This window comes from Microbacterium sp. MEC084, assembly GCF_004514465.2.
In the GTDB taxonomy this organism is placed as follows: domain Bacteria; phylum Actinomycetota; class Actinomycetes; order Actinomycetales; family Microbacteriaceae; genus Microbacterium.
Genome location: NZ_MYFP02000008.1, coordinates 69,455 through 95,260, shown reverse-complemented (window position 1 = coordinate 95,260; position 25,806 = coordinate 69,455). Strand labels below are relative to the sequence as shown.

Sequence of the window (25,806 nt, the reverse complement as noted above, 5' to 3'; positions counted from 1 at the left end):
TAGCATCGGGTTCCGTGAGCAGACGTGTCCGCAGGATCGGCTGGCCGATCGCTGCGGCGGCCGCCACGCTGGTGTTCGCGCTCGCGCGCCTCGCCGGGAATCCGCGCTTCTACTTCGCCGACGACACGCAGCTCGGATCCTTCGGGCAGTGGTGGCAGCTCGGCGACCTGCTGCGGCAGGGGCGCCTCCCGCTCCTCGAGCCGTCGGCGTGGCAGGCGGGCAACTACCTGGCGGAGGGGCAGTGGGCGCTGCTGAACCCGCTCAACTGGCTGATCGCGCTGGGCGCGCGGGCCTGCGAGGACCCGGTTGTGTTCGCGACCGTCGTCAAGATCGCGTTCCTGGTGCTGATGACCATGGGCGTGTACCTGCTCGCGCGCTCCTTCACCGCCGCGCGGCCGTGGGCGGCGCTCGCCGCCGTGCTCGTGCCGCTGTGCGGCTTCACGGTCTACATGGACGCCGCCTCCTGGTCGACCGGCCTGTTCAACTCCGCGCTGCTGCCGTGGGTGTGGTGGGCCCTGCGGCGCGCGGTGGAGGCGTCGCGGTCGCCCATCCCGTACCTGGTCGCGAGCTACGTCCTCATCACATTCGGGTACGTCTTCGGCGTGATCGTGCTCGTGGGCGTGCTGGTCGAGTCGCTCGTGCGCGCCGCGTGGATGCGCGACCGCGGGCGGATCGTCCGGAGCCTGCTGGCGTCGGTGTGGGGCGCCGCCTGGACCGTCGTGGTGTACCTGCCGGGGATCCTCACCGCCCCCGTGACCGACCGCGGCTCGTTCGTCGTGCGCAACTGGTTCTTCCTGAACGCCGATCTGACGGATCTCGCCGGTGCCGCCGGCCCCACCTTCACCGGCACGATCCGGACCTGGGACGGCGAGGTGCGCGCACCCGAGGGCGTGCTGGAGAAGGGCGTCATGCTGTGGACGGGCGAGGTCACGGACGCGCCCCTCGTGTACATCGCCTGGCTGCTGCCGTTCGCCCTGCTGGTGCTGCCGATGTCGCGTGCCGCCCTGCGTCGCTGCGTCCCGCTGCTCGCGATCGGCTCAGCGGCGCTCGTGGCCGTGCTGGCGCCGAGCCACATGGGGCCCATCCGCTGGCCGCTGCGGTTCATCCCGTACCTCGCCCTCGCGCTGCTGGTGCTGCTCGCGGTGGCCGCAACCCGGACGAGGTGGGGCGAGCTCTCGGCGCGCCGGATGCGCTGGACCGTCGCGCTGATCGTGGCGCTCGCGCTCGTGAACCTCGGGAACGTGCCGCTGGACTGGCGCGGCATCGTCGCCACGGCGGTCGCGCAGCTCGCGCTGCTGTGGGCGATCCGCCGCGTGGCGACCCGGCCCTGGCGCGAGGACGCGCGGCGCTTCGCGCTCGTCGCCGGTGCGCTCGGCGTGACGGCGGTCACCGTCGCGCTGCAGATCGTCGCGATGCCGGCGACCCCGCTTCCCGGCGGCGCCGTGCCGACGGTGGGCGAGATGCGGCAGGTGCTGAGCGAGGCCGACGGCGAGTCGTACGGCGACGCCATGGTCGTGGGCCGCGCGAGCGCGGGGGCGGGCGATCCCGCCTCCTGGCGCGAGCGCCTTCTCGCCAACCTCTGGTACCTGAGCGACACCGACGTGTCGAACCTCTACACGGTGCTGCCGTACTCCGAATTCGTGCAGGACTTCTGCATGGACCTGCGGGGTGAGACGTGCGGCGACGGCCTCTCGACGCTGTGGAGCGTCGACGAGTCGACGGGCGAGCGCGTCAGCGACCTGATGGGCGTCAGCACCGTCATCGCGATGCGCGCGACCTACCGGGATCAGCCCGAGCCCCCGGCCGGCTGGCATCTCGCCGAGGCGGGGGAGCACACGTGGCTCTTCCGGCGGGACGAGGTGCTCCCGGCAGCCGGAGGCGTCGTGTGGTCGGGCGAGGGCACCGAGGTCTCCGAGCTCGAGGCGACCGACACGTCCGTGAGCTTCCGGGTCGACTCGGTGGGATCGGACGGCCGGGTGGTGCTCAGCCGACTCGACTACCCCGGCTACGCCGTCGACGGCGCGGCGAAGGCCGAGCCGGTGCGCGACTGGCTGCTCACGGTCGACGTCTCGGGCGCCGCGCCCGGCGACGTGGTCACGGTCCGCTTCCTGCCGCCGGGACTGCCGCTGCTGGCGGGAGCCGCGCTGCTCGGCGTGCTGACCGCCGCCGGATGGCTCGTGGCGCGTCGCCTGCGCCCGCAGGGCCTCAGCCGGCCACGGGGCGCCGCGCCCACGTCGCCAGCTGCGACGCGTACACGCGGCTGAGCCCCTCGGGGAGGGGGGTGCGGGCCAGACCGTCCAGGTCGGGCCACACCCGCGAGCGCACGCGCAGGTCGAGGGCCTGACCCCGCGGATCGCCGCCGCCCAGCACGATGAAGCCGCGGCGGCGGTTCAGCCGCTGGAGCTCCCCGATCAGGGCGCCGATCGACACGGCGCGGCCGCTGCCGACGATCTTCACGGTGGTGGTGCCCGGCGCCGTCGCCGCGGCGCGCAGCGCGGCGCTCGAGAGGATCTGCGCCGCGTCGTCCTCGTAGACGTAGTCGCGGAGCGTGTCGAGCGGCACGTAGATCGATGCCGGAACCCCGGCGACGTGCGCCCGGGTGAGGATCGAGATCAGGCCCTGCGCCTTGGCGAGATCCTGGCCCGGGCCGTACAGGTTCGTGACGCGGGCGACGAGCGCCGTCCATCCGCCCGACGCGGTCGCCGCCGTGAGCGCCGCCTCCATGGCGAGCTTGCCCTCGCCGTAGGGTGAGGCGGGCGCGACCGGGGTGGCCTCGGTGAAGGGCGCGCCCGACGAGCCCGCGTAGGCGCCGCCGACGGACGAGGCGAGCACGACCGTCAGCCGGGCCCGCGCCGCGGGCGGGAGGGTGGCGAGTTCGGCGACGAACCGGCGGAACACGTCCACCTCGGCCTGGACGTGCTCGGGCGGCGTCGACGTGACCGCGCGGCCGGCCGTCCACGAGATCTCGAGCCGCTCGTCCGTCCCAGCCGCCTCGACGAAGCGCCGCAGCGCGTCCGCGAGCACCGCGCTCGTGCCGGCGCCGTCGTCCCAGTCGGGTACATCGACGGCGAAGGGCGCGTCGGACCTCGCGCGCGCGACCGCCCTGCCGAGCAGCCCCCGGCCGATGATCCAGCGGCGGATCGTCACGACGTCCGGGCCGTCGATCCCTCGTGCGCGGCCCGCTCGGTGTGCGCGAGCGGGCCGAGGGCCGGATCGCGCACGATCAGGTACGACGGCTTGCCGAGCGCCGTGCTCACGGCGACCCCGAGGTACTCGGCGATGATGCCGAGCGCCACGAGGATCACCCCGATGCCGAGCAGCAGCACGACCATGAGCGAGGTCCAGCCGGGCTCGTTCACCACGCCGGCGAGACGGGCGATCACGAGGTACAGCGCGAACAGGAGGCCCGCGACGAACACCGAGGTGCCCGTCAGCGTGACGATGCGCAGCCCGCGAGTGCCCGAGGTGAGGACCATGCGCAGGAAGTGCCCGAACAGGCGCCGGTACGAGTAGCCCGAGCGGCGGTCGCCCTCCTCGCGCAGCGTCACGGGGGCCGTGGCGGTGCGGGCGGCGATCCAGCCGAGGGCGACATCCAGGTACACGCCGGTGCCCGCGTACGCGGCCACGCTGCGGCCGATCTCGCCGAGCACCAGCCGGAAGCTGTTGAACTCGGCCGCGTTGCCGCCGCCGAACACAGTCTGCAGGACGCGCTTCGACGCGCGCGAGGCGGTGTTGCGCATCAGCCCGTGCGGGGGCCGGTTGGCCGGCGCTCCGTAGACGAGGTCCGCCTGCTCGTCGAGCGCCGCGTCGAGCAGCACGCCGATGTCGGCGGGGTCGTGCTGCCCGTCCTCGTCCATCGTGATGATCCACTCGCCGCCCGAGGCCGCCATCCCGGCGAGCGTCGCGGCGTGCTGACCGAAGTTGCGGCTCAGCCAGACGGGCGTGATCCAGTCGTCGCCGCTCGCGAGCTCGCGGATCACGGCGTCGGAGCGATCGGGGCCCCGGTCGTGCGCCAGCAGCACCTCCTCGACCCGCGCGAGGCGGCCTCCGGGCGTGCGGAAGCCCTGGGTGAGGGGGCGAAGCTCGCCCACGACGCCGGGCAGGGTGCGCTCGCCCTGGTAGACGGGGATCACGACGCTGATGCGGTGCACGTACGGCTCGGTCATCGCATCCTCCTCTTCAGCACACGATACGAGAGCCTCCGGGCGCGGGCCATGAGCGCGGCCCGGACATCCCCGATGCGGCGGTCGAGGCCCGAGAGGACATCCGGATGCGCCTCGCGCACCCACGCGTGGAACTCGCGCGCCTCGGCCGACTGGCGGGAGGCGAGGGCGACGCTCCACTGGGAGTCGCTCATCCGGAACGTGGCCCCCACCTCGGGGTCGGGGACGAAGTCGCCCTCCAGCAGGACGCGCGTGTACGTCGCCTGGTCGATCAGGTACGAGAACCGGTCGAACCAGCCGCCCGTGCGGGCCAGCACGTCGCGGCGCATCATGACCGATGCGGGCTCTCCGAAGAGGTTGGAGCCCGCGCGCACGGCCCGGCGCACCGCCTCGGCGCCGGGCATGCGCCGGTCCAGGCCCCGCAGTCCCCAGCCGGCCAGCAGCACGTCGCCGTTCATGTCGATGAGATCGCGGCGGCACGCGGTCATCACCGCGCCGGTGGTCTCGAGCAGCGCCGCCTGGCGCGCCAGCACGCCGGGGCGCAGCACGTCGTCGCCGCAGACGAGCTTGATGAGCTCGCCGCGCGCCGCCTCGGTCACGCGGTTCCAGTTGCGACCCGCGCCGCCGCCCGCCTCGGTCTCGAGCAGCGCGACGCGCGGATCGTCCGCGAACCGCCGCATGACGTCGAGGGTGTCGTCGGAGGACGCGTGGTCGGCCACGATCAGCTCGAGGCCCTCGACCTCCTGGTCGAGGATCGAGCGGAGCGTCTCGTCCAGCGTGCGGCCGTTGTCGTAGGCGGGCACGACGACGCTGAGGCGGATGCCGGCGCTCATCGCTCCTCCTTCCTGCGGTGGAATGAGAACCGGCTGTGGCCGACGTAGCTGATCACCGCGATCACGAACGTGAACAGGAACTGCGCGACGATCTCGTTCATGCCCAGCAGGATCGTCAGGGGCGGGACGACGAGCTGGTTGAGCAGGAACGAGGTCAGGTACACCAGCTGGAATCGCCAGAAGTCCAGCCACAGGTGCCCCGTGACGCGGAACACGAGCCTCCGGTAGAGCACGAAGGCGGAGATGGTGCTGGCCAGGTGCGCGCACGTGATGATCACGAAGATGCGCCAGGGCGCGTCCGGCCACACGGCGGCCGCGAGCAGCGAGAACAGGATGAACCAGACGAAGCCGACGCCGGTGTTGATCGCGCCGACGAGCAGGAACGCCACGCGACGGTCCTTGATGAGCCGCAGCAGCGGGCCGTCGGGTGCCGAGCCGCCGCCGATCGCCTGCTCGGCGCCGCCGGGCAGCTCCGGCGCGTCGCCCGCCTGATCGGGGGCGGTCACGGCGTCGTCCGCCGCGGTGCGCCGACGAGGACGCCGAGCGCGATCGACGCGCCGGCCACGGCGACGCCGAAGCCGATCCAGGTGGGCGTCGGGTAGAAGGCGGCCTGCGGACCGGACAGCTCGCGCGCCAGCGTGGCCGCGATCTCGAGGCCCAGCAGCGTCGTGCGGACCGCCGTCCACGCGGCCAGGGGCAGGGCGCGCGCCCACAGCAGGGGGAGCGCCAGGAACGGCGCCAGGAACGGCAGCATCGCGAAGAAGTACCGCGCGAACGCGCTACCGCCGCCGGCGTGATGCATGATCTGCATGATCGCGATGCCGCCGCACGCGCACAGGGCGGTCGCGAGGATCACCAGGCGCACGGCGCGTTCGCGGCGCTCGCGGAGTACGCCGGCCACGTGCGCGACGAGCCCGATCAGGAGCGGCAGCGCGAACAGCAGCAGCGTCCACGGCAGCGGGGTCTCGAGCGCGCGGGGGAGCGGCGGGTACGTCCCGGTCGAGAACTGCTCGGTCATGCGCGTCCAGAACGCGGGGTCGCGCGTGACCTCGAGCACGGGCCGGGCGACGCGTCGCGTGTGCTCGGCCGCCCAGTCCGGGTGGCCGCCGCTCGCGTTGCCGGTGAGCGCGATGTTGCGCAGATAGAACCACAGGGACGATGCCACGACCGCGACCCCGGCCGCGACCGCGGCGGTCCACGCGTGCCGGGCGCGGAGGGGGCCGGGGAGGTGACCGATCACGATGACCGCGACCGCGAACAGCACCGCCACGGGCAGAAGCGAGAAGCGGGTCAGCGCGCATCCCGCGCAGGCGACGGCGAACAGCACGATGTCCCGGACCGGGGTGCGGCCCCTGGCCAGGCGCAGCAGGGCATAGAACGCGAGCGCGCTGACGAGGGCGGCGAGCGTGTCGGTGTAGACAGAGCCGCCCAGGCGCACGAACCAGACCGAGAGTCCGACGATCAGCGCCGACGCGAGGCCGATGCCCGCGACGGCGGGGAGCAGCAGACGGGCGATGCCGCGGATCGCGTAGAGGAGGGCGATCGAGAGAGCGACCATCACCATCCGGCCCGCCATGCCCGCGCCCTCGATGTTCCCGGCGTCGGCCAGCGGACCGACGAACGGGGCGAGCAGGAGGTACAGCAGGGGCGGGTGGTGGGCGGTCCACTGAACCGGCGGGTGCACTCCGACCGTGTTGCCGAGCTCGAGCCCCTCCTCGAACACGGGCAGCTCGCCGTGCCACACCTGGAAGGCGTAGTCGACGTGCGCGGCCTCGTCGCCGCTGGAGTAGATGGGCGAGGCCATGGCGTAGGCGAACGGCCCGCCGATCCCGAGGAGGACCAGCGCGACGTGCTCCAGGACCGCCCGGATGCGGGTCACGCGGGCGCTCATGCCGGCTCCGCCGATCCGGTGCGGCCGAGGCGTCGCCGGGCGAGCCGGGTCTCGACGCCGCCGACGGCCGCGAAGCCGAGGTCGACGGCCGTGAGCAGGACCCGGCTCAGCAGCACGAGCGTGACGATCTCGGCCGAGGCGAGCGTGCCGGCGAGGGCGGCGGCGAGCACGAGCTCCCGCACGCCCGCGCCCGCGGGCGCGATCACGAACAGGAATCCGATCACCCACGCGAGCGCGTAGCCGCCGATGCACTGGACGACCGTGTGCCACGTGGCCGGGGCGCCGAGGCCGATCGCGAGAGCCGCGACCGCGACGCCGGCCACGATCCACGCGAGCAGCGACCAGGCCGTGGCGACCGCGACGCCGCGCGGGGACAGCGAACCGCCCGGGGTGTCGAGCGGCTCCAGGCGCAGGATGCGCCACGCGAGTGCGATGAGCCGGTTGAGGACGGGCGGGATCAGCAGGACGAGCAGCGGCACGCCGAACCACATCAGCCACGCCCAGTCGGCGAGCGCGGGCGTGGGCGCGACCGCGAACCCGAGCGCGCCGACGCCGACGCCCGAGACCAGCGAGATCAGCAGCGCGATCGTCATCGCGGCGACCGAGTGCCGGGCGGGGATGCCGTGGGCGCGCCCCAGATCCGCGGCGGCGGCGATGTTCCACACGCCGCCGGGGATGTACTTGCCGAGCTGACTGACGCCGAACAGGGCCACGGCGGGGCGCACGGCCAGCGGGTGCCCGAGGTCGCGCACGATGCCGCGCCAGGCCTCGAGGGTCAGACCCACGTACACGGCGCTCGCGACCAGGGCGACGACGAGCGCCCACCAGGGCAGACGGGCCAGCGCGGCGGCGATCGCCTCCCAGCGGCTCGCGACGAACCACGCCGCGAAGCCGAGCGCGACCGCGAGGAACGCCCACTTGACGGCGGGGGAGCGCAGGACGCCGAGGACGCGCTTCATCAGGCGGATCCGCCGCGCGTCGCTAGCCGGTCCACGAGCGGCGCGACGACGTCGACCGCGCGGAACGACTCGGCGGCCGCGGCCGCGGCGGCGCGCGCGGCGGTCACGCGGTCGCGCGAGCCCGCGAGCTCCGCGATCACGTCGGCCAGAGCGGCGGCGTCGCCCGGCGCGGCGTAGAGCGCGGCGTCGCCGAAGGCGGCGCGCTGGGGCGCGGTGTCGCCCGTGATGATCGCGCAGCCGGCCGCGGCGCCCTCGTAGACCTTGTTCGGGACCACGCGGCGGGCCTTGCCGGAGGTCCCGAAGACGCCGAGGCAGACGTCGTGCCGCGCGACCAGCGCGGGCAGCTCGTGCGCGTCGACCCAGTCCAGCCACGTGACGCCAGGCAGGTCGCCCGCCGCCGCGCGTGCGGCGTCGTAGTCCTGGCCCGTGCCCACGATCGTGGCGGTGAACTCGGCTCCGGCCTGGTGTGCGCGGCGCAGAGCCTCGGCGATCGTCGGCGCGCCCTGGAGCGGGGTGAACAGGCCGAAGAAGACGAGCGACAGCGGGCCGTCGGCGGGGGCATCCGTCGCCGGGCGGGCGTCGAACCACTCGGCGCGCGCGCCGACGGGCACGTGCACGCCCTTGGAGCGATCGGGCAGCATCTCGAGGTGCTCGACCGTGTCGACGAGCACGATGTCCGCGGCCGCCAGCGCGCGGTGGTCGAGCTCCCGCAGCAGGCGGACGCGCAGGCCCTCGGCACCGCGGTCCTGCGCGGTGTCGCCCGCGAAGATCAGGTGGTCCAGGACGATGGTGGACCGGCGGAACAGGCGGCGGGCGAGGAGCACGTCGAAGTGCCCCATGTAGCCCACGAGCACGGCCTCGGGAACGATGCCGGCGCGGCGCAGCGCGCGGGCGTCCCGGGCGAGCGCGATCCAGCACGTCAGCAGGCGCCACGCGAACGCGGGAAGCCGCCACGGCTGCTTCAGCATGCGCACGCGCTCGGCCGTGCTGAAGCCCAGCGGGCGGTTCAGCTCCCGCACCTCGAGTCCGCGCTCCCGCAGGCCGTCGACGATGATGCCGACGCGCGGGTGCTTGACCGCGTCGTACGTGCCGAACGAGACGATCACGACGTCGTCCGGGCCGATCCCGCGTCCTCCGTGGGCGCATCCACCACCGAGCCGGCCGGCCCCGGCAGCGGCACGTGCCGCACGTCGGCCGGGCGCGCATCCTCGCCGTACTGGATCTCCTTCAGGCGCTGCAGGGTGTCCTCGAGCAGCACGCGGTTCGTCCGCAGCAGGTCGGAGATGATCAGCAGCGCGAACGACAGCAGCGAGCCGACCAGCAGCGACGAGCCGAGGATGAGCGACTGGATGTGGTCGCCCGCGGTGCCCATCCAGTTCAGGATCAGGAAGCGCAGGAACGGGATCAGGCCGACGACCAGGAGCAGCACGCCGAGGGTCGTGAAGATCGTGTGCGGCTTGAACATGATGTAGCTGCGCATGATCGCCTGTCCCGACTTCGCCATGTGCTGGAAGATGTTCTTGAACAGGCGCGACTCGCGGGTCTTCGGGTTGGTCGTGATCGGCACGCTCGCGATCTTCAGGCGCTTGTTGCCGGCCTGGATGATCGTCTCCATGCAGTACGAGAACTGCGTGACGATGTTCAGGCGGATGAGCGCCTTGCGCGAGTAGGCCCGGAAGCCGCTCGCCGCGTCGGGCAGCTCGGTGCCGGCGGCGAAGTTGACGACCTCGCTGCCGACGCGCTGCATGACCTTCTTGAAGGGCGAGAAGTGCGCGATGGTCGCGGTCTGCCGGTCGCCGATCGCGATGTCGGCCTCGCCGCGCAGCAGCGGCTGCACGAGGTCGCCGATCATCTGCTGCGGGTACTGGTTGTCGCCGTCCGTGTTCACGACGATGTCGGCGCCCATGACGCCGAGCGCGTACTCGACGCCGTCGCGGAACGAGCGGGCGAGGCCCATGTTGCGCGTGTGGTGCACGAAGTGGCGCACGCCGTACGACTTCGCCACCTCGACCGTGCGGTCGGTGGAGCCGTCGTCGATCACGAGCAGCTCGATCTCGTCGATGCCCGGGATCTCCTTCGGCATCGTCTCCAGGACGAGCGGGAGGGTCTCCTCCTCATTCAGGCACGGGATCTGGATGACGAGTTTCATGCTGCTCCTGAGAAAGTCTGTCGGGGACGGCGCATCTGTTCTCCTGCGTGCGCAGCTGCGGCACGATCGCGCACGAAGGCGGGCCGTGACCCGGCGAGCGAGTCTACCAAGCGCGATCCAGCCAGTCTGAGAGCCACGCCCGCACGCTCGGCGGGCTGGGAGGCTCGCCCCGTTAGGATGGGGCGTCGCCGACCCCGGGGTCGCGGCTGACCTGTTCCCTACAGAAGGCACTCACTCGTATGGATCTGCTTGTCGTCGGCTCCGGCTTCTTCGGACTCACCATCGCGGAGCGCGCGGCCAACGCGGGCCGCAAGGTGACCGTGATCGACCGCCGTCACCACATCGGCGGCAACGCGTACAGCGAGAACGAGCCCACGACCGGCATCGAGGTGCACCGTTACGGCGCCCACCTGTTCCACACGTCGAACCCGGCCGTGTGGGAGTACGTCAACCGCTTCACGACGTTCACGAACTACGTCCATCGCGTGTACTCGACCCACAAGGGCCAGGTCTACGCGCTGCCGGTGAACCTGCACACCATCAACCAGTTCTTCCAGGCCGCGTACACGCCCGACGAGGCGCGCGCCCTGGTCAAGGAGCAGGCCGGCGAGTTCGACGTCAAGACCGCGGCGAACTTCGAGGAGAAGGGCATCGCCCTCGTGGGCCGCCCGCTGTTCGAGGCGTTCTTCGCCCACTACACGGCCAAGCAGTGGCAGACCTCGCCCGAGAAGCTGTCGGGCGACATCATCAGCCGCCTGCCCGTGCGCTACAACTACGACAACCGCTACTTCAACGACACGTGGGAGGGTCTGCCGACCGACGGCTACACCGCGTGGCTCGAGCGGATGGCCGACCACCCGAACATCGAGGTGAAGCTGAACGTCGACTTCTTCGACGAGTCGCAGCCCCTCAACAAGAAGGCGCTCGTCGGCCAGGTGCCGATCGTCTACACCGGCCCGGTCGACCGCTACTTCGACTACGCCGAGGGCGAGCTCGCGTGGCGCACGCTCGACTTCGAGGAGGAGGTCCTGAACGTCGGCGACTTCCAGGGCACCTCGGTCATGAATTACCCGGACGCGGACGTGCCGTACACGCGCATCCATGAGTTCAAGCACTTCCACCCGGAGCGCAAGGACGTCTACCCGGACGACAAGACCGTCATCATGCGCGAGTTCTCGCGCTTCGCGACGCGCGAGGACGAGCCGTACTACCCGGTCAACACCGCCGACGACCGCGCGGGCCTGCTGGCCTATCGCGAGCTCGCGAAGGGCGAGAAGGACGTGCACTTCGGCGGCCGCCTCGGCACGTACCAGTACCTCGACATGCACATGGCCATCGGGTCGGCGCTGTCGATGTGGAACAACACCCTGAACGCCTGACCCGAGCGCGGACCATCCCCGTGTCCAGCAGCCACGCCGTCGGCGCCCCCGGGACACCCCGGCGGTACCTGCACGCCCTCTGGCTGCTGTCGGCGCGCGACCTGAAGGTCCGTTATGCCACCAGCTGGCTCGGCTATCTGTGGTCGGTGCTGGATCCGCTCGTGATGAGCGCGATCTACTGGTTCGTGTTCACGATGGTGTTCCAGCGCACCGTCGGCGTCGAGCCGTACATCGTGTTCCTGATCACGGCGCTGCTGTCGTGGGTGTGGTTCAACGCGTCGGTCACCGACTTCACTCGTGCGTTCAACAAGGACGCCAAGCTCGTCCGGTCGACCGCGATACCGCGCTCGATCTGGGTGAACCGGGTCGTGCTCAGCAAGGGCTTCGAGTTCCTGTTCGCGCTGCCCGTGCTCGCGCTGTTCGCCGTGTTCTCGGGCGCCGAGGTCGGCTGGGGCATCCTGCTGTTCCCCCTGGGCGTCGTTCTGCAGGCGGTCCTGCTGGTGGGCCTCGGCCTGCTCGTCGCTCCGCTGTGCGTGCTGTTCACCGACCTGGAGCGCACGACCCGGCTCATCCTGCGCGTGCTGTTCTACGCGTCGCCGATCATCTACGCGATCCATGACCTGCCGGGGTCGCTGCCCGCCGTGATGGCGTTCAACCCGCTCGCGGGCATCTTCACCCTCTACCGGGTGGGCTTCTTCCCGGAACTGTGGGACCCCTTCGCGGTCGCGATGTCCGCCGTGATGTGCCTGCTGTTCCTCGGCGTCGGCATCCTCGCGTTCCGCCGCCTCGAGCGCCCGCTGCTGAAGGAGCTGTGATGACGTCGCAGGCATCCGCACCCGAGCACGCGATCGAGGTCGCCGGCCTGGGCGTGCGCTTCCGCCGCAACCGTCGCGGGCGCCGCAGCATCAAGGACATGTTCGCGGACGCGTCCCGCCGCAACCGGCCGGGGGAGTTCTGGGCCCTGCGGAACGTGTCGTTCACGGTGCGCCCGGGGGAGTCCATCGGCGTGGTCGGACGCAACGGCCAGGGCAAGTCGACGCTGCTGAAGCTCGTCGCGGGCGTGCTGCTGCCGGACGAGGGCGCGGTGACCGTGAACGGCGGCGTCGCGCCGCTGATCGAGATCACGGGCGGGTTCGTGGGCGACCTCACGGTGCGCGAGAACGTGCGCCTGACGGCGGGGTTGCACGGCATGGCGAAGGCCGAGATCGCCCGGCGCTACGACGACATCATCGCGTTCGCCGAGCTCGAGGACGCGCAGGAGACTCCGTACAAGCACCTCTCCAACGGCATGAAGGTGCGGCTCGCGTTCTCCGTCGTGTCGCAGCTGGACGAGCCGATCCTGCTGGTCGACGAGGTGCTCGCGGTGGGGGACAAGGCCTTCCGCGCGAAGTGCTATCGCCGGATCGACGAGCTGCTCGCCGAGGGTCGAACGCTGTTCTTCGTGAGCCACAACGAGAAGGACCTGCGCCGCTTCTGCACGCGCGGCCTCTACATCCGCGATCACTCGCTCGTCCTCGACGCCCCGATCGGCGAGGTCATCGACCAGTACAACGCGGACAACCCCGAGGCCTGATCGGCCAGGCCGTCGCGAGGCGAGCCGGTCTGTCGAGGTGCGCGTCGGACCTGTATGTTGTCTGGGAGCGTGTCTGGGCGTGCAATCCCGATGTGCGACCCGTCCCGAACACGTCATCTCATCCTGGAGTCCACCGGACAATGAAGCTCTTCGGTGCGCCGCGGGCGAAGGCGCCCGCGAACCCGACCACCGGCCCCGTCGCCGTCAGCACGCCGTTCTACCTCGTCTCCACCGCCGGTCATCCCAACTACGGCGACGAGCTGGTCACGCGCGCATGGCTGGAGCACCTCGCCGAGCGCCACCCCGGCCGGCCCGTATGGCTCGACTGCCCGCACCCGGGCCGGGCGTCGCACCTGTTCGGCAACGTGCACCCCGCGTTGCGCACCACCAGCACCGTGTGGGAGCTGGCGATGGGCAGCGAATCGCATGATCCGGTCGCCGACGCCGACCGCATCGCCCGCATCGTGCGCGACCTCGGCTCGCCCCGCTTCGACGCCGGCGTGAAGGCGCTGCGCGGCGTCGCGTCGATCCATCTCGTCGGCGGCGGATACGTCAACTCGATGTGGCGCGACAACCTCGGGCTGGTGACCGCGATCGCGGCCGTGAAGGAGGAGTTCGGGATCCCGGCCTTCGCCACCGGCCTGGACGCGATGCCGCTCGAGGGCGACCTGCCCGCGTGGCTGCGCGACCGCCTCGCGGTCTTCGACTCGGTCGAGGCACGCGACGAGGCGACGGCCGACGCCCTCGGCGCCGAACTCGGGCTCGACGACGCCTTCCTGGCCCTGACGCTGAAGCGCGCGCTGTACGACCGGCGGCCCACCCCCGACCGGATGGTGCTGGTGCAGGGCGACCTGCGGCAGTGGGAGGACGAGGCGGTCGTCACGACCATCGACGGCTTCCTCGCGGGCATCTCCGAGGCGAGCGTGGGCTTCGCCGAATCGAACCCGCCGGACGACCAGCACTTCCGCGGCCTGTCCCGGCCCGACGCGCGCATCTACACGTTCGGCGGGATGTGGGCCGACGGGCTCCCGGCCCGCGCCGGGCAGCGCTGGCTGACCTCCCGCTTCCACATCCACCTGCTCGCGGCGGCGGCGGGCGCAGCTGGTCTCGTGGTCGCGGGGAAGCGCGGCTACTACGACGTCAAGCACCAGTCCCTGCTGGACCTCGGCACCGGATGGACCGTGGTCGAGGCGGGCGAGCCCGTCCGCGCCCAGGACGCCACGATCGACCCCGCGTTCCCGGAGAAGGCCAAGCAGCTCGCGGCCCGCAAGCGCGCGCAGGCGGATCGGCTGTACCCGGTCTGAGTCATATGACGGCGGCGCCCGGCCCGAAGGGGGCCGGACGCCGCAGGGCTCGGAAGCGAGGTCAGCGCGGAGTAAGCGCCCAGAGGCCGGTGGCGGTCACGTACAGCACCGACGGGCCCGCGGAGAGCGAGTATCCGGCCGTGCTGATGGGCCCCGATCCACCCAGCACGAGCCGGGATCCGGCGGGGGCGGTCCCCTTCCACTGCACGATCATGTACTCCGCCAGCCCCCGATGGAAGAAGGACACCTGGGCGTCCCCGCCGCCGTACAGGTACACCTCGTCCCCGACGCCGCCCGGCCCCACTAAGGGCGCCTGCTCGAGCGGCTGGACCTTGACCTGCCAGTCGCCGTCGCCGGTCACGCGGATCGCGTCGCCCTGCGTGGTCGAATCGAGGCCGAAGGCTCCGGTCCGAGCGTGTCCTCACCATGGCCGTCCCAGTCTCCGACGAGCGGATGGTCGGTCGCGCGTCCGTATGTGAGGACCCGGTCCGCTTCGCCGGACTCGAAGCGGTCGGTGACGTAGTAGGTCGCGCCTCGCCGCACGACCGGGGTGTCGAGCCCGTCGGCGTTCCAGTCGCCCACGTACACGAGATCGCCCGTCCTCCCATACGCGACCACCCGCGTCGCATCGCCGCCCTGCAGGCGGTCGGTGAAGTAGAACGTGTTCCCGCGCCGCACCGCGAGGGTGTCCCGGCCGTCGCCGTTCCAGTCGCCGACCAGCACCCGATCGGAGGCGCGCCCATAGGCGATCACCGCGTCGGCCTCGCCACCCGCGAGCGCGTTCGAGAAGTGGTAGACGCGGCCCCGCCGGACCGCCGGCGTGTCGACCCCGTTGCCGTTCCAGTCGCCCGCGTACGCGCGATCTCCCGCCAGACCGAACCGGATGACGCGGTTCGCCTGACCGCTCCACCAGTCGTTCAGGAAGTAGCTCGCGCCACTGCCACCCACCTCACCGCCCTTGGCGTGCGCCGGGGTCGGAACGAGGGCGGCGGCCGCCACGACCGCGGCGATCGCGGCCGCCGCGGTCGCCATGCGGGTGCGAGGGAACATCCTGGTCCTCGTTCGCACAGGTTTCGATGTGTGCGGATCAGTGGTGCTCGAACTCCCACGTGCCGTCCGCCACGATGTAGATCAGGCCGGGGCCGGCGTCGATCCAGCTGTCGTACGTCGCGCCCTCGCCCTCGACCTCGCCGATGACGCCGGTGCTCGGGGAGTCCTCGCCGTTCCACTGCGCGGCGAAGAAGAAGCCGCCGTAGTTCCGCATCGTCACGTCGGTGTAGTCGCCGCCCCACAGGAACGCGCCGCTCCCGCCGCCGCTGGTGGGCAGCATGGGCGCCGTGTGCAGGGGCTGGAGCTTGACGTGCCAGGCGCCTGCCGTCGTGATGCGGATCGTGTCGCCGTGATAGGCCTCGCCGACGCCGAAGATGGCGAGCCCGAAGCCCGGGCCGTCGCCCTGGAGCAGCGTCTCGACGGGGGTTCCGCCGGAGATCGTCTCGATCGTCACGGGCCCGTCGCCGTAGACCGTCGCGTTGAGCAGGCCGCCGACGGCGCCCGCGGGCAGCGGGATGTCGCGGTTGCCGGTGCCGGAGATGGCGACCGGCGTGAAGGTGCCGAACTCCGCCTGGGCCCAGGCGGCGGTCGCGGACTGCGTGGGGGCGCCGTCGCGGCGCACGCCGAGCGTGTCGCGGAAGTCGCCGTTCCAGTCGCCCACCAGCGTCTTGTCGGTGCTGCGGCCGAAGGTCAGGACCTGCTCGGCCTCGCCCGGGGCGAACCTGTTCGTGACGTAGTAGGTCGCGCCGCGGCGCACCGTCGGCGTGTCGACCCGGTTGCCGTTCCAGTCGCCGACGTAGACCTGGTCGCTCGCGCGCCCGTACGCCACGACCTTGGAGGCCTGGCCGCCCTGCAGCGCGTTCGCGAAGTAGAAGCGGTTCTCGCGCCGCACCGCGAGGGTGTCGGTGCCGTTGCCGTCCCAGTCGCCGACCAGCACCTGGTCGCCGGCGCGGCCGTAGACGATCACGGCCTCGGCCGCGCCGCCCGTGAGCTGGTTGGTGAAGTAGTAGACGTTGCCGCGTCGCACCGCGAGCGTGTCCACGCCGTCGCCGTTCCAGTCGCCCGTCAGCGTCACGTCCGTGTCGCGTCCGTACGCGAACTGGAGGTCGTACGGCTCGCCGCCCGCGTCGGTGAGGTAGTAGCGGTTGCCGCGGCGCACGGCGAGCGTGTCCTTGCCGTCGCGGTTCCAGTCGCCGACGTAGGCGCGATCCGAGGCGCGGCCGTACTGGATCACGTGGTTGGCCTGACCGCTCCACTCGTCGTTGAGGTAGTAGGTGGATCCGGTGCCGCCCACCTCGCCGCCCGCGGCATGCGCGGGCACGGCGGAGAGGCAGAGGAGTGCGGTGGCGATCGCCGTGAGGCCGGCGGCAGGGGCAAGGCGGGACATGACAACTCCGTCACGGGGAAGGGGCCGGAACTCCACGGAAACCGCATGAGGAGTGCTGATGCGAGTCACGCTAGCGCCTCGGGATATCGCTATGCGATCAGTGATCGCCCGGCGTGTCGCGCGTCAGGTCACGGGATGGACAGCGCCCAGGGATCGCGCGTGGAGACGTGGATGACGGAGGGGCCCGCGAAGAGCGTCGCGGCGCTCGTCTCCGGATGCAGCACGTTCGCCACCGAGTGATACCGGTCGCCCGCCACCTGCGACACGGAGAAGAACGTGTCGGGACCGCGCACGACCATCGCGGTCGATGCCGGGCTGTCGTAGAGGAAGACACCCTGTGGAGCCTGCCGCCGCCAGGATGAGGGTCAGGATGCCGAGGGCTCGGCGGGTGTGGACGGCGGGCATCGTCGCTCCGGAGGCTCGTGCACCCCCTCATCGGGGCGTCATGGTCGAACGATATCGCTCGCGACGCATCCCACCCGACATCCGCGTGTGGCGCCGCGTCAGGGGAGGGGGCGGATGACGGTGGGCATGTTCGCGCTCGCCGGGTAGGTCGTGTTCTCGGCGCGGACGATGCCGCCCACGTGCACCGACTCCATGACCATGCCGTTGCCGAGGTAGAGCTGCACGTGGCGGACGCTGTGGCGGTCGCGCGGGTCGTGGGCCTGGAAGATCAGGTCGCCCCGCTGGCGCTGGCTGTAGGGGACGTGCATGAACTTGCCGCTGTTGTAGAGCTCTCGGGGAGTCGTGTTGCCGGGCAGCGTGTGCGTGACGGTGTTGCTCGGGTGGATGTTGATGCCCACCGAGTACAGCGCCTGCATCACGACCCCGATGCAGTCCGCGCCGACGTTCGGATGATTCGCGCCGCCCCACACGTACCGCGACCCCTGGTAGGTCAGCGCGGTCGCGATCATCGCCTCGATCAGCTGCCCGCGCGACATGTCGGTGCGGGCGCGGAGCGGTGCCCGGTACCCGTCCAGGTCCCACCAGGACGAGGAGCTGTATCCCATGGAGACCCAGGTCGCATGGTCGACGACCGCGGTCTGGGGCAGTCCGCGGCTCGCCTGCCACTCGCGGACCTTCGACATCATCGTGGCGTCGACCCACTGCGTCGGGCGGGCCAGGCCGAAGCGATCGGCGATCACCTTCACCTTCGCGCCCTCGCGGCCCGAGTCGAGGTTGAAGCCCATCCCGGCCGGGGCGGGCACCCCGGTGAACGAGATCTTCGCGTAGGTCCCGGGCGTCTGGTAGACGGGGATGTCGCGCCGCACGCCCAGCGTGTCGCGTCGATCCCCGTTCCAGTCGCCCACGACCGTGCTGTCGGTGGCGCGGCCGTAGGTGAGCACGCGCTCGGCCTCGCCCGGCTCGAAGCGGTTCGTGATGTAGTACGTCGCGCCGCGGCGCACGGCCGGCGTGTCCGTGCCGGTGCCGTCCCAGTCCCCGACGTACACGAGGTCGTCCGCCCGGCCATAGGCGACGACCCGCGAGGCCTCGCCGCCCTGCAGGGCGTCGGCGAAGTAGAACCGGTGCTCGCGGCGCACCGCCAGCGTGTCCTTCCCGTCGGCGTTCCAGTCGCCCACGAGCACCTCGTCGCCGGCGCGCCCGTAGGCCAGCACGGTCTCGGCCTCGCCGCCCTGGAGCTGGTTCGTGAAGTAGTACATGTGCCCGCGGCGCACCGCGAGCGTGTCGACTCCGTCGCCGTCCCAGTCGCCGACCAGGGTCTCGTCGTCCGCGCGACCGTAGCGGAAGCGCGTGCTCGCCGTGCGGTTGTCGTTCGACAGGATGTACTCGTTGCCGCGCCGCACCGCGAGGCTGTCGGAGCCGTCCCGGTTCCAGTCGCCGACGTAGGCGCGATCGTACCGCAGGCCGAACTGATGCACCCGGTTCGCCTCGCCGCTCCAGGCGTCGTTCAAGTAGAAGTGGGTGCCGCTGCCGCCGATCTCGCCGCCCTGGGCGTACGCGGGCGTCGGCGCGTTCACCGAGATCAGCGACGCGGCCAGGAGCACCAGCGCCGACAGGGCGGAAGCGCATCGGAGACGTCGTCGGATCCTCGCTGCGTCATCGGCCACGACGTCCAGTGTGCCCCGGGATCCGCGATCCCGCGAGGGCATGCCATGGGTGCTCCTGCCCCCGCCGGGGTGATGGGGCGACGGCGCCGGGGCGGTCAGTGCTTGACGACGCGCCTGTAGATGTGACGCGACAGGCGGTGGCTGGGGCGCTCCACGCCCAGGAAGAACAGCTGCGCGGCGACCAGCGAGGCCGCGATCGCGACGGGGAGCACGATGGACGACTCGCTCGGCCCCACCAGGTCGGCCGTCGCGACCACGACGGTCTCGTGCACCAGATAGAGGCTGAACGAGACCGTGGCGAGCCACTGCACGGGGCGAGAGCACAGCACCCGCGCGTGCGGGAACCCGAACGCGCATGCCGCGACCACGATCAGCGCGCCGGTCGCCTGGAGCGCGATGGAGCCGTCGTGCACCCGCTCGGGCACCCAGGGCGGCATCATCCAGACGGACGACGCCAGCAGCACGGCTGCCGCCAGGCCGATGGCCCACGTCCGGGCGGGCAGGTGGCCCAGGCGCGCGTGCAGCGCGCCGCGGTGCACCGCGAGGACGACCCCGATCAGGAACATGGGGAGGTACATGAGCGCGTCGACCTGCCACGCGCCGCCGGTGGCGATCAGCACGAGGCAGCTGACCACGACGGCCTGGCCGTTGGCGTGCAGGCCGACCCAGACGAACAGGCCGAGCAGCAGCGAGAACAGGATCTCCCAGCGGATCGTCCACAGGGGGCTGAGGATCTCGTTGCCGGCGGAGATCTGCATGATGCTGTTGAGCACGTCCTGGAACGACACCGGATCGGCGCGGCGACGCAGCCACTCGGTCTGGTCGTTCCGCCCGCGCGGCGTGAGGAAGATGGCCGCGATCGCGACCGCGAGCGCGCCCCACACCGGCAGGTACAGCCGCGCGAGGCGCTGCGGGAAGTACGCATCCCAGCGGAACGCGATCCCCGCCTTCAGCACCGGCAGCGTCAGCACGAATCCGCTCAGGATGAAGAAGATCATGACCGCGAACTTGCCGTCCCACAGCACGTGGACGGGCGTGTGCGCGATCCACCATGCGGGGTTGCCGACGTTCCACGTCTCCTCGGACGTGGAGTCGAAGTACGCGGCCGCGAACAGCGGGACCGTGAGGAGGGTGTGGTGCACCATCACCAGCAGCGCCGCGAGCCCGCGCAGCCCGTCCAGCGCCGGCAGGCGCGTGGGCACCGGGATAACCGGGCGCTCGGGGGGAGTGGGCGAGGCGGAGGTCATGCGGTCGCGGGGGAGCGTCATCCCTCGATCAGCGCGGGCATCGGGCGCCACGACTCGTCGCGCGCGATCGCGCGCGCGTCGCGCACGCCCCGCCACAGGTTGGTCCAGCCCTGCCTGGTGATCTTCCGCTCGACGAACACGAGACGCAGGATCTCCTTGGCGAAGGTCGCGGCCGTCCCGATCGCGAACAGCGCGGGGCGGTAGGCGCCGTGGGCCGCGTAGTAGTGCTTCATGATGCCGCGGTTGCGCAGGATGTAGTAGCGGTACATGTCGCTCGAGGCATTGAAGTGCCGGATGCCCATGTCCCACTGCTTGATCTCGCGCGTGCGGCGGAGCACGAACTCGTTGACGATCGCCGAGCGCGTCACGCGCGAGGCGAGCCAGCCGTAGATCGTGTCGTCCCAGTAGATGAAGAAGCGGGGGTCGGGCAGGCCGATCCGCGCGACGACGTCGCGGTGGATGAACATGCCCTCGAAGCAGCCCGAGTTCATCTCCCGGTAGCCCGAGGCGTCGAAGCCCGCGGGCGCGAATGGGATCGGGATGCCGAGCGCGACCGAGACCCGGTACTGCCAGTAGAACTCGCTGCCGTCGTAGTCGTACCGGCGGCCCTGGATGCTGCGGAACCGCGGCGTCCAGACGCCCATGCGGGCGAGGCCGTCCGGGAGGACCTCGACGTCGTCGTCCATGAGCCAGATCCACTCGGATCCCAGCTCGTACGCCACGCGCATGCCCTCGCTGAAGCCGCCCGAGCCGCCCGTGTTCTCGTCGAGGCGGCGGTACACGACCTCGGCGCCCACGGCCTCGCGCATCGACTCGACGACCGCGCCCGTGTCGTCCGACGACGCGTTGTCGACGACCACGACGTGGCCCGGCTTCGGATCCATCCGCCCGATCGACTCGAGCAGGGCCTTCAGGAGCGTCGACCGGTTGTAGGTCACGACGACGATCGTCGCCGACGCCGGATCGAACGACGCCGGCAGCGCGGCATCCGGAGCCGGGGCGAGCGCCTCGCTCACTTCGCCGCCCCGACCTCGTTCGCCGGGGAGCCTGCGAAGATCCCGTCCCAGGTCTGGGGCGAGGTGAGCGACTTCAGCTGGCGGCGGTACTGCCGCGTCAGCCTGGGCCAGTGCCACCACAGCTGAGCGTGCAGACGGATCGACTCGAGCAGCATCGAGCGGAACTTCTCCCGGTCGCGCGTGTAGATCTGCTTGCCGCCGCCGTCGGCCGAGCTCACGAGGGCGCTGTCGTAGTAGGGGATGCGCCACCAGTTCGCGTCGCCCTTGGCGAACTCGACCTCGGGCATCCGCACGTTCTTGGTCTGCGGCTTGTGGAACCAGTGCGCCGCGAGGTGCACGAGCGTGAAGACGCGCAGCGCGGCGCCGGTCGGCGCCGAGTGCAGCGCGAAGCGGCGCACGCGACGGTAGATCGGGCGGCCCTTGCGCGAGCGCAGCACGCGGTCGGTCTCCTTGTGCACCACGGTCTCGGGGAAGTCCTGCGCGGTCTTCCGCGCCGCGGGCATGGCCGTCGCGATGTTGCCGATCATGTGCTGCGGGCCCGACAGCACGTCGCGCAGCGCCTGCAGGCGCAGCGCCGTCGGGTAGTACTGCATCATCAGCAGGTGCTTCAGGTCGGTGTTGCGGCTGTGCGCCAGGAACGACCCGCCGCGCGGCTTCTTGGAGTGCAGCAGCGCCGCCACCGTGCGGTTGCGGGCGTGGAAGTAGGCCTGCCAGTCGATCGCGTCGTCCTTGCCGACCCACGATACGTGCCACAGCGCGATGCCCGGCATCGAGACGGTCGGGAAGCCGGAGCGGCCGGCGCGGAGGCAGAACTCCGCGTCGTCCCACTTGATGAACGCGGGCAGCGACAGCCCGACCTTGCGGATGGCGGCGGTCGGGATGAGGCACATCCACCAGCCGTTGTAGTCCGCGTCCATGCGCATGTGCAGCTGCTTCGTCTGGCGCAGGTTGGTCACGCCGAAGTCGTGCGGCATGAGCTCGCCCGCGAAGAGGTTGCGCCACAGGAACTGGTCCTCGTCGACGACCTCGGCCCACGCGTGCAGCTTGGGGCGGTCGAGCAGGTCGAACATGTGGCCGCCGACGAGGGTCGGCTTGGTGGTGTACCGGCCGAACACGATGGAGCGGCGCATCGACTCGGGCTCGATGCGCACGTCGTCGTCGAGCAGCTGAACGAAGTCGCTGTCGGGGCGCTTCAGGGTCTCGGACATCGCGCGCGCGAAGCCGCCCGAGCCGCCCAGGTTGGGCTGCGTGATGACCTCGAGCTGCTCGCCGAGCGCCTCGGCCACCTCGGGGAAGTCCGGCTGGGCGTCCACCCGCTGGGTGCCCTGGTCGACCAGGAAGACGCGGTCGACGAGCTCGAGCACCTCGGGGCTCTCCGTGAGCGCGCGCAGGGTCTCGACGCAGTAGTCGGGCTTGTTGAACGTCGTGATGCCGAGCGAGGCCTTGCCGGTGCGCACCGGGTCCTGCTCGGTGGTCCACTCGGCGCCCTCGAAGATCGCGTCCTCGGAGTCCGTGGCGATGTCGAACCAGATCCAGCCGCCGTCGCTGAACTGCGTCAGCGAGATGTCGAAGCTGGTCTCCGACGATCCGGTGACGTCGCGCGTCTCGAGGCGCTGGCGGATGCCGGCGCCGTTCGAGCGGAACACCAGGATGGTCGCGTCGCCCGTCGTGCGCACCGTCAGCCGCACGTCGCGGATCGGCGTCCAGTGCTGCCAGTAGGCGGCGGGGAACGCGTTGAAGTACGCGCCGAACGAGACCCGGCGGCCCGCCACGACGCGCGCGCGGTTGCGGCCGAGCACATTGCTCAGACGCGCGTTGTCCGACACCCGCAGAGGCGTGGTCTCATCCTCGATCTTGACCACCGACCACGAGTCGGGGTCGGCGTAGAGCGGCAGCAGATCGGGGTCGCGGTCGAGAGGGAAGACCACGTTCTGGAGGACGTGTACCAAGGGCGGGCTCCGAACGGTTTCAGCGGGGCCGCCCGCGCAGAAGGGTGGGCGCGGCGGCTGTGGACCGCAGACGAGCCTACCTTGACGACCCCAGGGGATCCTGTGACCCCGCCCCGCCGGCCACGTCGCGGATGCGCTCGCGCCACGACCGCGACTGCCCCGCGCGCACGGCGCACACAACGAGCATCATCCATCCGAGCCCCGAGAGGGTGAAGCTCTCGAACATCGAGTCGACAAGCAGGGCGATGAGCATCAGCGGCGTCCAGGCGTGCACGACCGAGCGGCGCTCGCTCGCGACGAGCCACGAGCGCACCGTCGCGACGAGGCCGAACGCGACGAACAGCAGCAGCCCCGCCCATCCGGCCTGGACGAGGACGTCGAAGTACGCGTTGAGCGCCGAGGCGTGGTGGTCGTCGAGCGTGAAGTTGATGACGTTGAGCGGATACGGCTCGCCGGCGCCGCTGCCGTCGTGCCACCGGCCGTGCCAGCCCCATCCCTGAACGGGGCGGTGACGGACCCAGTCGAGGATCTCGTTCCAGAGGTCGGCGCGCGTCGAGAAGTCGGACGCCGCATCCAGCAGCCGGATGATGCGGTGGCGCAGCAGGTAGCACGCGCCGAGCCCGACCGCCACGACGGCCGCGATCGTCCACTGGGTCGCGCGGCGGCGATGCGGCTCCTCGCGCCGGACGATGCCGAGCGCCACGGTCGCGACGCCGACCGTGACCGCGAGCACCAGGACCGTCGGCGACGCCGACAGCACCGCGAGCATGCCCGCCAGCGTGAGGGATAACATCGCCAGCCCGCGCGAGATCGACTGCGTGAGCCACTCGATCGCGAACGTGATCAGGGCCATCACGGCCACGAAGCCCAGCATGTTGCGCGTGCCGAACACGCCCTGCACGGGGCCGCCCAGCGCGATGTCGCCCTGGACGCCCAGGAACGGGAACGGGATGTCGAGCAGGATCCCCGCCAGGATCTCGACCGCGAGCGACAGGGCCAGCATCGCGCGCAGCACATCGCCCAGCGCCCGGACGGTCTGGAGCGTATCGCGCACGTGTGCGATCACGATCGCGAGCACGCCCCATCCGAGCAGGCCCAGCCACCCCGTCAGGGTGCCCGCCTCGTCGAACGACCACACGACGCTCGCGAGCGTCCAGCCGAGGAACGCCAGCAGGGTCGTCGGGGCGAGGTGGATCGGGGCGATCTCGTCGCGCCGCGCGATCAGGATGGCCACGCCCAGCGCGCCGAGCGCGGCCACGATCGTCACGAGCGTCACCTCGCCCGCCGTCCGCTCGATCAGGAGCGAGGCGAACCCGGTCGCCAGGGCCGCGAGCGTGTAGGCGCGCGCCAGCTCGGCCGATCGCAGCAGACGCAGCGCCGTGCCCGGCGCCGGGTCGCCGGCCGGGCTCATCGCGCCGGCGTCCCCACCGGCGCCTCGTCGGCGCCGACGCCCACGATCGGCGCGAGCTTGAGCTTGAACGACAGCAGGACGGCCAGGGTCCAGCCCCATAGCATGATCGGGCCGGACTCGGTCAGGCCCTGCACCAGCAGCATCGCGACGAGGAGCGGCGCGAGCATCGAGACGGGGGAGTAGGGGCGCTGCGCGTCCAGGTCCCACCGCGGGCGGTCGACCGCGAAGAACCACGCGCGCCACGTGAGCGCCGCGTACACGCCGAACATCAGGATCACGCCGACCGCTCCCAGCTGGAAGAAGACGTCGAGCCACATGTTGTGCGCGTGGAAGACCGACAGCCCGTGGTCCACGATCCATCCGTCGAACGCGGGGTCCCACGGCACCCACGGGCTCGAGAAGCCGTTGCCGACGACGGGGTGCTCGACCGCGCGGCGCCAGACCGTCGTCCAGATCTCGTCGCGGCCGGTGAGCGAGCCGTCGCGACCGAGCATGCCGAGCATCCGGTCCCACAGCTGGAAGACCAGGACGGCGCCCACTGCGCCCACCCCGGCGAACAGCAGGTAGCGGCGGCTGCGCTCGCCCGCCGTCCGCGCGCGGCGCATCACCAGCACGGCCAGCAGCACGACGAACGCGCCGCCGAACGCGCCCAGCGCCGTCGCCGAGCCGGAGCGGACGAAGAGCACCGCCGCGATCGCGATCCACACGGTCTGCATCGCCGCGTGCGGCGGGTGCGTCGCCATCCGGATCGCGAACACCGCGAACGCGACGACGCACAGGATGCCGAGATAGTTGGCGTTCCCGACGATGCCCTGGATGCGATCGCCGATCAGCGCGTCGAACAGGTTGCCGCGCACCCAGTACCAGTGCGGGTCGAAGCCCTCGGGCGGGGACACGAAGTTCGGCAGCAGCGGCTCGCGGCGGATGAGGGCCACCCACAGCTCGATCGCGATCGACAGGCCCATGACCCACTTGAGCGCGACGTCCAGCGCGCGGAGGATCTCGTGCCAGGTCAGCTGATGCGCGATGAACAGGCCCTGCAGTGTGCCGGCGGCCAGCAGCGTCCAGGTGAGCAGGGTCGCGCCCGGCCATCCCGACCACAGGACCGACACGAGCGCCCACGCGACGTAGGCGAGGCTCAGCCACGGCAGGCGGCGCCAGCGGATCCCGTGCCGCCGCAGCAGAGGCACCCAGATCGCGAGCGTCGCGACGGTCGTGAGCCCGAGGACGACAGCCGCGCCGCCCTGGCCGAGCAGGTTCCACCAGGCGGTGTGCGCGAAGCCGGAGAAGATCACGAACGCGGCATACGCGCGCAGGATGAGATGCGCCGTGCCCTCACGCTCCGGAGCGGCCGGAGGGGTGTCTACCGTGTACCGCGAGATCTGGGCCATTGTGCCTCCAGGCTACAGCGCCGCCGAGGCATACC

At 71.5% G+C, this 25,806-nt stretch carries 23 protein-coding genes; 5 read left to right on the top strand and 18 right to left on the bottom strand.

From position 1 onward, the window contains the following. Nucleotides 1-14: 14 nt before the first annotated feature. Nucleotides 15-2,264, top strand: a complete 2,250-nt coding sequence (locus tag B5M43_RS09165) for a YfhO family protein (protein ID WP_134745368.1) — start codon at nt 15-17, stop codon at nt 2,262-2,264. On the opposite strand, the gene B5M43_RS09160 is transcribed toward B5M43_RS09165, so the two are convergent. Genes B5M43_RS09160 through B5M43_RS09125 form a run of 8 tightly spaced genes read right to left on the bottom strand, consistent with a single transcriptional unit; the run spans nt 2,206 to nt 9,995 of the window. Beyond that, nucleotides 2,206-3,147 carry an NAD-dependent epimerase/dehydratase family protein gene (locus B5M43_RS09160; protein WP_167626754.1) on the bottom strand — a complete coding sequence of 314 codons (942 nt, stop codon included), beginning with the start codon at nt 3,145-3,147 and terminating at the stop codon, nt 2,206-2,208. The genes B5M43_RS09165 and B5M43_RS09160 overlap by 59 nt on opposite strands. Continuing rightward, the gene (locus tag B5M43_RS09155; protein ID WP_205829463.1) at nt 3,144-4,166 is read right to left on the bottom strand and encodes a glycosyltransferase; all 1,023 of its coding nucleotides are present in this window, start codon (nt 4,164-4,166) and stop codon (nt 3,144-3,146) included. The genes B5M43_RS09160 and B5M43_RS09155 overlap by 4 nt, the downstream gene beginning before the upstream one ends. Further along, entirely contained in the window at nt 4,163-4,996 is an 834-nt protein-coding gene (locus B5M43_RS09150) for a glycosyltransferase family 2 protein (RefSeq protein ID WP_134745369.1), read from the bottom strand. The genes B5M43_RS09155 and B5M43_RS09150 overlap by 4 nt, the downstream gene beginning before the upstream one ends. Further along, on the bottom strand, nt 4,993-5,502 hold the full coding sequence (locus tag B5M43_RS09145; protein ID WP_055990283.1) for a GtrA family protein: 510 nt from the start codon (nt 5,500-5,502) through the stop codon (nt 4,993-4,995). The genes B5M43_RS09150 and B5M43_RS09145 overlap by 4 nt, the downstream gene beginning before the upstream one ends. Continuing rightward, entirely contained in the window at nt 5,499-6,887 is a 1,389-nt protein-coding gene (locus B5M43_RS09140) for a hypothetical protein (protein ID WP_167626755.1), read from the bottom strand. Before B5M43_RS09140 ends, B5M43_RS09145 begins: the two co-directional genes overlap by 4 nt. Beyond that, the gene (locus B5M43_RS09135; protein WP_055990276.1) at nt 6,884-7,846 is read right to left on the bottom strand and encodes a lysylphosphatidylglycerol synthase domain-containing protein; all 963 of its coding nucleotides are present in this window, start codon (nt 7,844-7,846) and stop codon (nt 6,884-6,886) included. Before B5M43_RS09135 ends, B5M43_RS09140 begins: the two co-directional genes overlap by 4 nt. Continuing rightward, nucleotides 7,846-8,952, bottom strand: a complete 1,107-nt coding sequence (locus B5M43_RS15340) for a glycosyltransferase (RefSeq protein ID WP_230667878.1) — start codon at nt 8,950-8,952, stop codon at nt 7,846-7,848. The genes B5M43_RS09135 and B5M43_RS15340 overlap by 1 nt, the downstream gene beginning before the upstream one ends. After that, nucleotides 8,949-9,995: a glycosyltransferase family 2 protein gene (locus B5M43_RS09125; RefSeq protein ID WP_134745371.1), complete on the bottom strand. Its 1,047-nt coding sequence runs from the start codon at nt 9,993-9,995 to the stop codon at nt 8,949-8,951. Before B5M43_RS09125 ends, B5M43_RS15340 begins: the two co-directional genes overlap by 4 nt. Before the next feature lie 239 nt (nt 9,996-10,234). Between B5M43_RS09125 and glf the strand changes: the two genes are divergently transcribed. The 4 genes from glf to B5M43_RS09105 all read left to right on the top strand — a co-directional run bounded on the left by glf (nt 10,235) and on the right by B5M43_RS09105 (nt 14,251). Next, nucleotides 10,235-11,374, top strand: a complete 1,140-nt coding sequence (gene glf, locus B5M43_RS09120; protein ID WP_055990270.1) for a UDP-galactopyranose mutase — start codon at nt 10,235-10,237, stop codon at nt 11,372-11,374. 20 nt (nt 11,375-11,394) lie between these two features. After that, entirely contained in the window at nt 11,395-12,189 is a 795-nt protein-coding gene (locus B5M43_RS09115) for an ABC transporter permease (RefSeq protein ID WP_055990267.1), read from the top strand. Beyond that, entirely contained in the window at nt 12,189-12,947 is a 759-nt protein-coding gene (locus B5M43_RS09110; RefSeq protein WP_055990264.1) for an ABC transporter ATP-binding protein, read from the top strand. The genes B5M43_RS09115 and B5M43_RS09110 overlap by 1 nt, the downstream gene beginning before the upstream one ends. Before the next feature lie 140 nt (nt 12,948-13,087). Continuing rightward, nucleotides 13,088-14,251 carry a polysaccharide pyruvyl transferase family protein gene (locus B5M43_RS09105; protein WP_134745372.1) on the top strand — a complete coding sequence of 388 codons (1,164 nt, stop codon included), beginning with the start codon at nt 13,088-13,090 and terminating at the stop codon, nt 14,249-14,251. Nucleotides 14,252-14,312: 61 nt separating this feature from the next. Here the strand turns inward: B5M43_RS09105 and B5M43_RS09100 are convergent, their stop codons facing one another. The 10 genes from B5M43_RS09100 to B5M43_RS09055 form a co-directional block, all read right to left on the bottom strand. Next, entirely contained in the window at nt 14,313-14,612 is a 300-nt protein-coding gene (locus B5M43_RS09100) for a hypothetical protein (RefSeq protein ID WP_134745373.1), read from the bottom strand. Further along, entirely contained in the window at nt 14,609-15,301 is a 693-nt protein-coding gene (locus B5M43_RS09095; protein WP_134745374.1) for a hypothetical protein, read from the bottom strand. The genes B5M43_RS09100 and B5M43_RS09095 overlap by 4 nt, the downstream gene beginning before the upstream one ends. A 37-nt stretch (nt 15,302-15,338) precedes the next feature. Next, nucleotides 15,339-16,688, bottom strand: a complete 1,350-nt coding sequence (locus B5M43_RS09090; RefSeq protein WP_134745375.1) for a hypothetical protein — start codon at nt 16,686-16,688, stop codon at nt 15,339-15,341. A gap of 128 nt (nt 16,689-16,816) precedes the next feature. After that, nucleotides 16,817-16,981 (bottom strand): hypothetical protein, encoded by a 165-nt coding sequence (locus B5M43_RS09085; RefSeq protein ID WP_230667875.1) that lies wholly within the window; start codon nt 16,979-16,981, stop codon nt 16,817-16,819. A gap of 210 nt (nt 16,982-17,191) precedes the next feature. Continuing rightward, nucleotides 17,192-18,757 carry a C40 family peptidase gene (locus B5M43_RS15335; RefSeq protein WP_134745376.1) on the bottom strand — a complete coding sequence of 522 codons (1,566 nt, stop codon included), beginning with the start codon at nt 18,755-18,757 and terminating at the stop codon, nt 17,192-17,194. A 95-nt stretch (nt 18,758-18,852) separates the two neighbouring features. Continuing rightward, nucleotides 18,853-20,025, bottom strand: a complete 1,173-nt coding sequence (locus tag B5M43_RS09075) for an acyltransferase (RefSeq protein WP_134745377.1) — start codon at nt 20,023-20,025, stop codon at nt 18,853-18,855. Beyond that, the gene (locus B5M43_RS09070) at nt 20,022-21,020 is read right to left on the bottom strand and encodes a glycosyltransferase family 2 protein (RefSeq protein ID WP_134745378.1); all 999 of its coding nucleotides are present in this window, start codon (nt 21,018-21,020) and stop codon (nt 20,022-20,024) included. Before B5M43_RS09070 ends, B5M43_RS09075 begins: the two co-directional genes overlap by 4 nt. Beyond that, on the bottom strand, nt 21,017-22,969 hold the full coding sequence (locus B5M43_RS09065) for a glycosyltransferase (RefSeq protein WP_134745379.1): 1,953 nt from the start codon (nt 22,967-22,969) through the stop codon (nt 21,017-21,019). The genes B5M43_RS09070 and B5M43_RS09065 overlap by 4 nt, the downstream gene beginning before the upstream one ends. 76 nt (nt 22,970-23,045) lie before the next feature. Further along, nucleotides 23,046-24,380 carry an O-antigen ligase gene (locus B5M43_RS09060; RefSeq protein ID WP_134745380.1) on the bottom strand — a complete coding sequence of 445 codons (1,335 nt, stop codon included), beginning with the start codon at nt 24,378-24,380 and terminating at the stop codon, nt 23,046-23,048. Beyond that, a complete protein-coding gene (locus B5M43_RS09055) occupies nt 24,377-25,771 on the bottom strand; it encodes an O-antigen ligase (RefSeq protein ID WP_134745381.1) in 1,395 nt (464 codons plus the stop codon). The genes B5M43_RS09060 and B5M43_RS09055 overlap by 4 nt, the downstream gene beginning before the upstream one ends. Nucleotides 25,772-25,806 lie beyond the last annotated feature (35 nt).

Excerpts from the sequence above, each read along its gene's own strand:
- B5M43_RS09155 (WP_205829463.1), bottom strand. The coding sequence starts at position 4,166 with ATGACCGAGCCGTACGTGCACCGCATCAGCGTCGTGATCCCCGTCTAC.
- B5M43_RS09150 (WP_134745369.1), bottom strand. The coding sequence starts at position 4,996 with ATGAGCGCCGGCATCCGCCTCAGCGTCGTCGTGCCCGCCTACGACAAC.
- B5M43_RS09140 (WP_167626755.1), bottom strand. The coding sequence starts at position 6,887 with ATGAGCGCCCGCGTGACCCGCATCCGGGCGGTCCTGGAGCACGTCGCG.
- B5M43_RS09135 (WP_055990276.1), bottom strand. The coding sequence starts at position 7,846 with ATGAAGCGCGTCCTCGGCGTCCTGCGCTCCCCCGCCGTCAAGTGGGCG.
- B5M43_RS09125 (WP_134745371.1), bottom strand. The coding sequence starts at position 9,995 with ATGAAACTCGTCATCCAGATCCCGTGCCTGAATGAGGAGGAGACCCTC.
- glf (WP_055990270.1), top strand. The coding sequence starts at position 10,235 with ATGGATCTGCTTGTCGTCGGCTCCGGCTTCTTCGGACTCACCATCGCG.
- B5M43_RS09110 (WP_055990264.1), top strand. The coding sequence starts at position 12,189 with ATGACGTCGCAGGCATCCGCACCCGAGCACGCGATCGAGGTCGCCGGC.
- B5M43_RS09105 (WP_134745372.1), top strand. The coding sequence starts at position 13,088 with ATGAAGCTCTTCGGTGCGCCGCGGGCGAAGGCGCCCGCGAACCCGACC.
- B5M43_RS09095 (WP_134745374.1), bottom strand. The coding sequence starts at position 15,301 with ATGTTCCCTCGCACCCGCATGGCGACCGCGGCGGCCGCGATCGCCGCG.
- B5M43_RS09090 (WP_134745375.1), bottom strand. The coding sequence starts at position 16,688 with ATGTCCCGCCTTGCCCCTGCCGCCGGCCTCACGGCGATCGCCACCGCA.
- B5M43_RS09075 (WP_134745377.1), bottom strand. The coding sequence starts at position 20,025 with ATGACGCTCCCCCGCGACCGCATGACCTCCGCCTCGCCCACTCCCCCC.
- B5M43_RS09060 (WP_134745380.1), bottom strand. The coding sequence starts at position 24,380 with ATGAGCCCGGCCGGCGACCCGGCGCCGGGCACGGCGCTGCGTCTGCTG.
- B5M43_RS09055 (WP_134745381.1), bottom strand. The coding sequence starts at position 25,771 with ATGGCCCAGATCTCGCGGTACACGGTAGACACCCCTCCGGCCGCTCCG.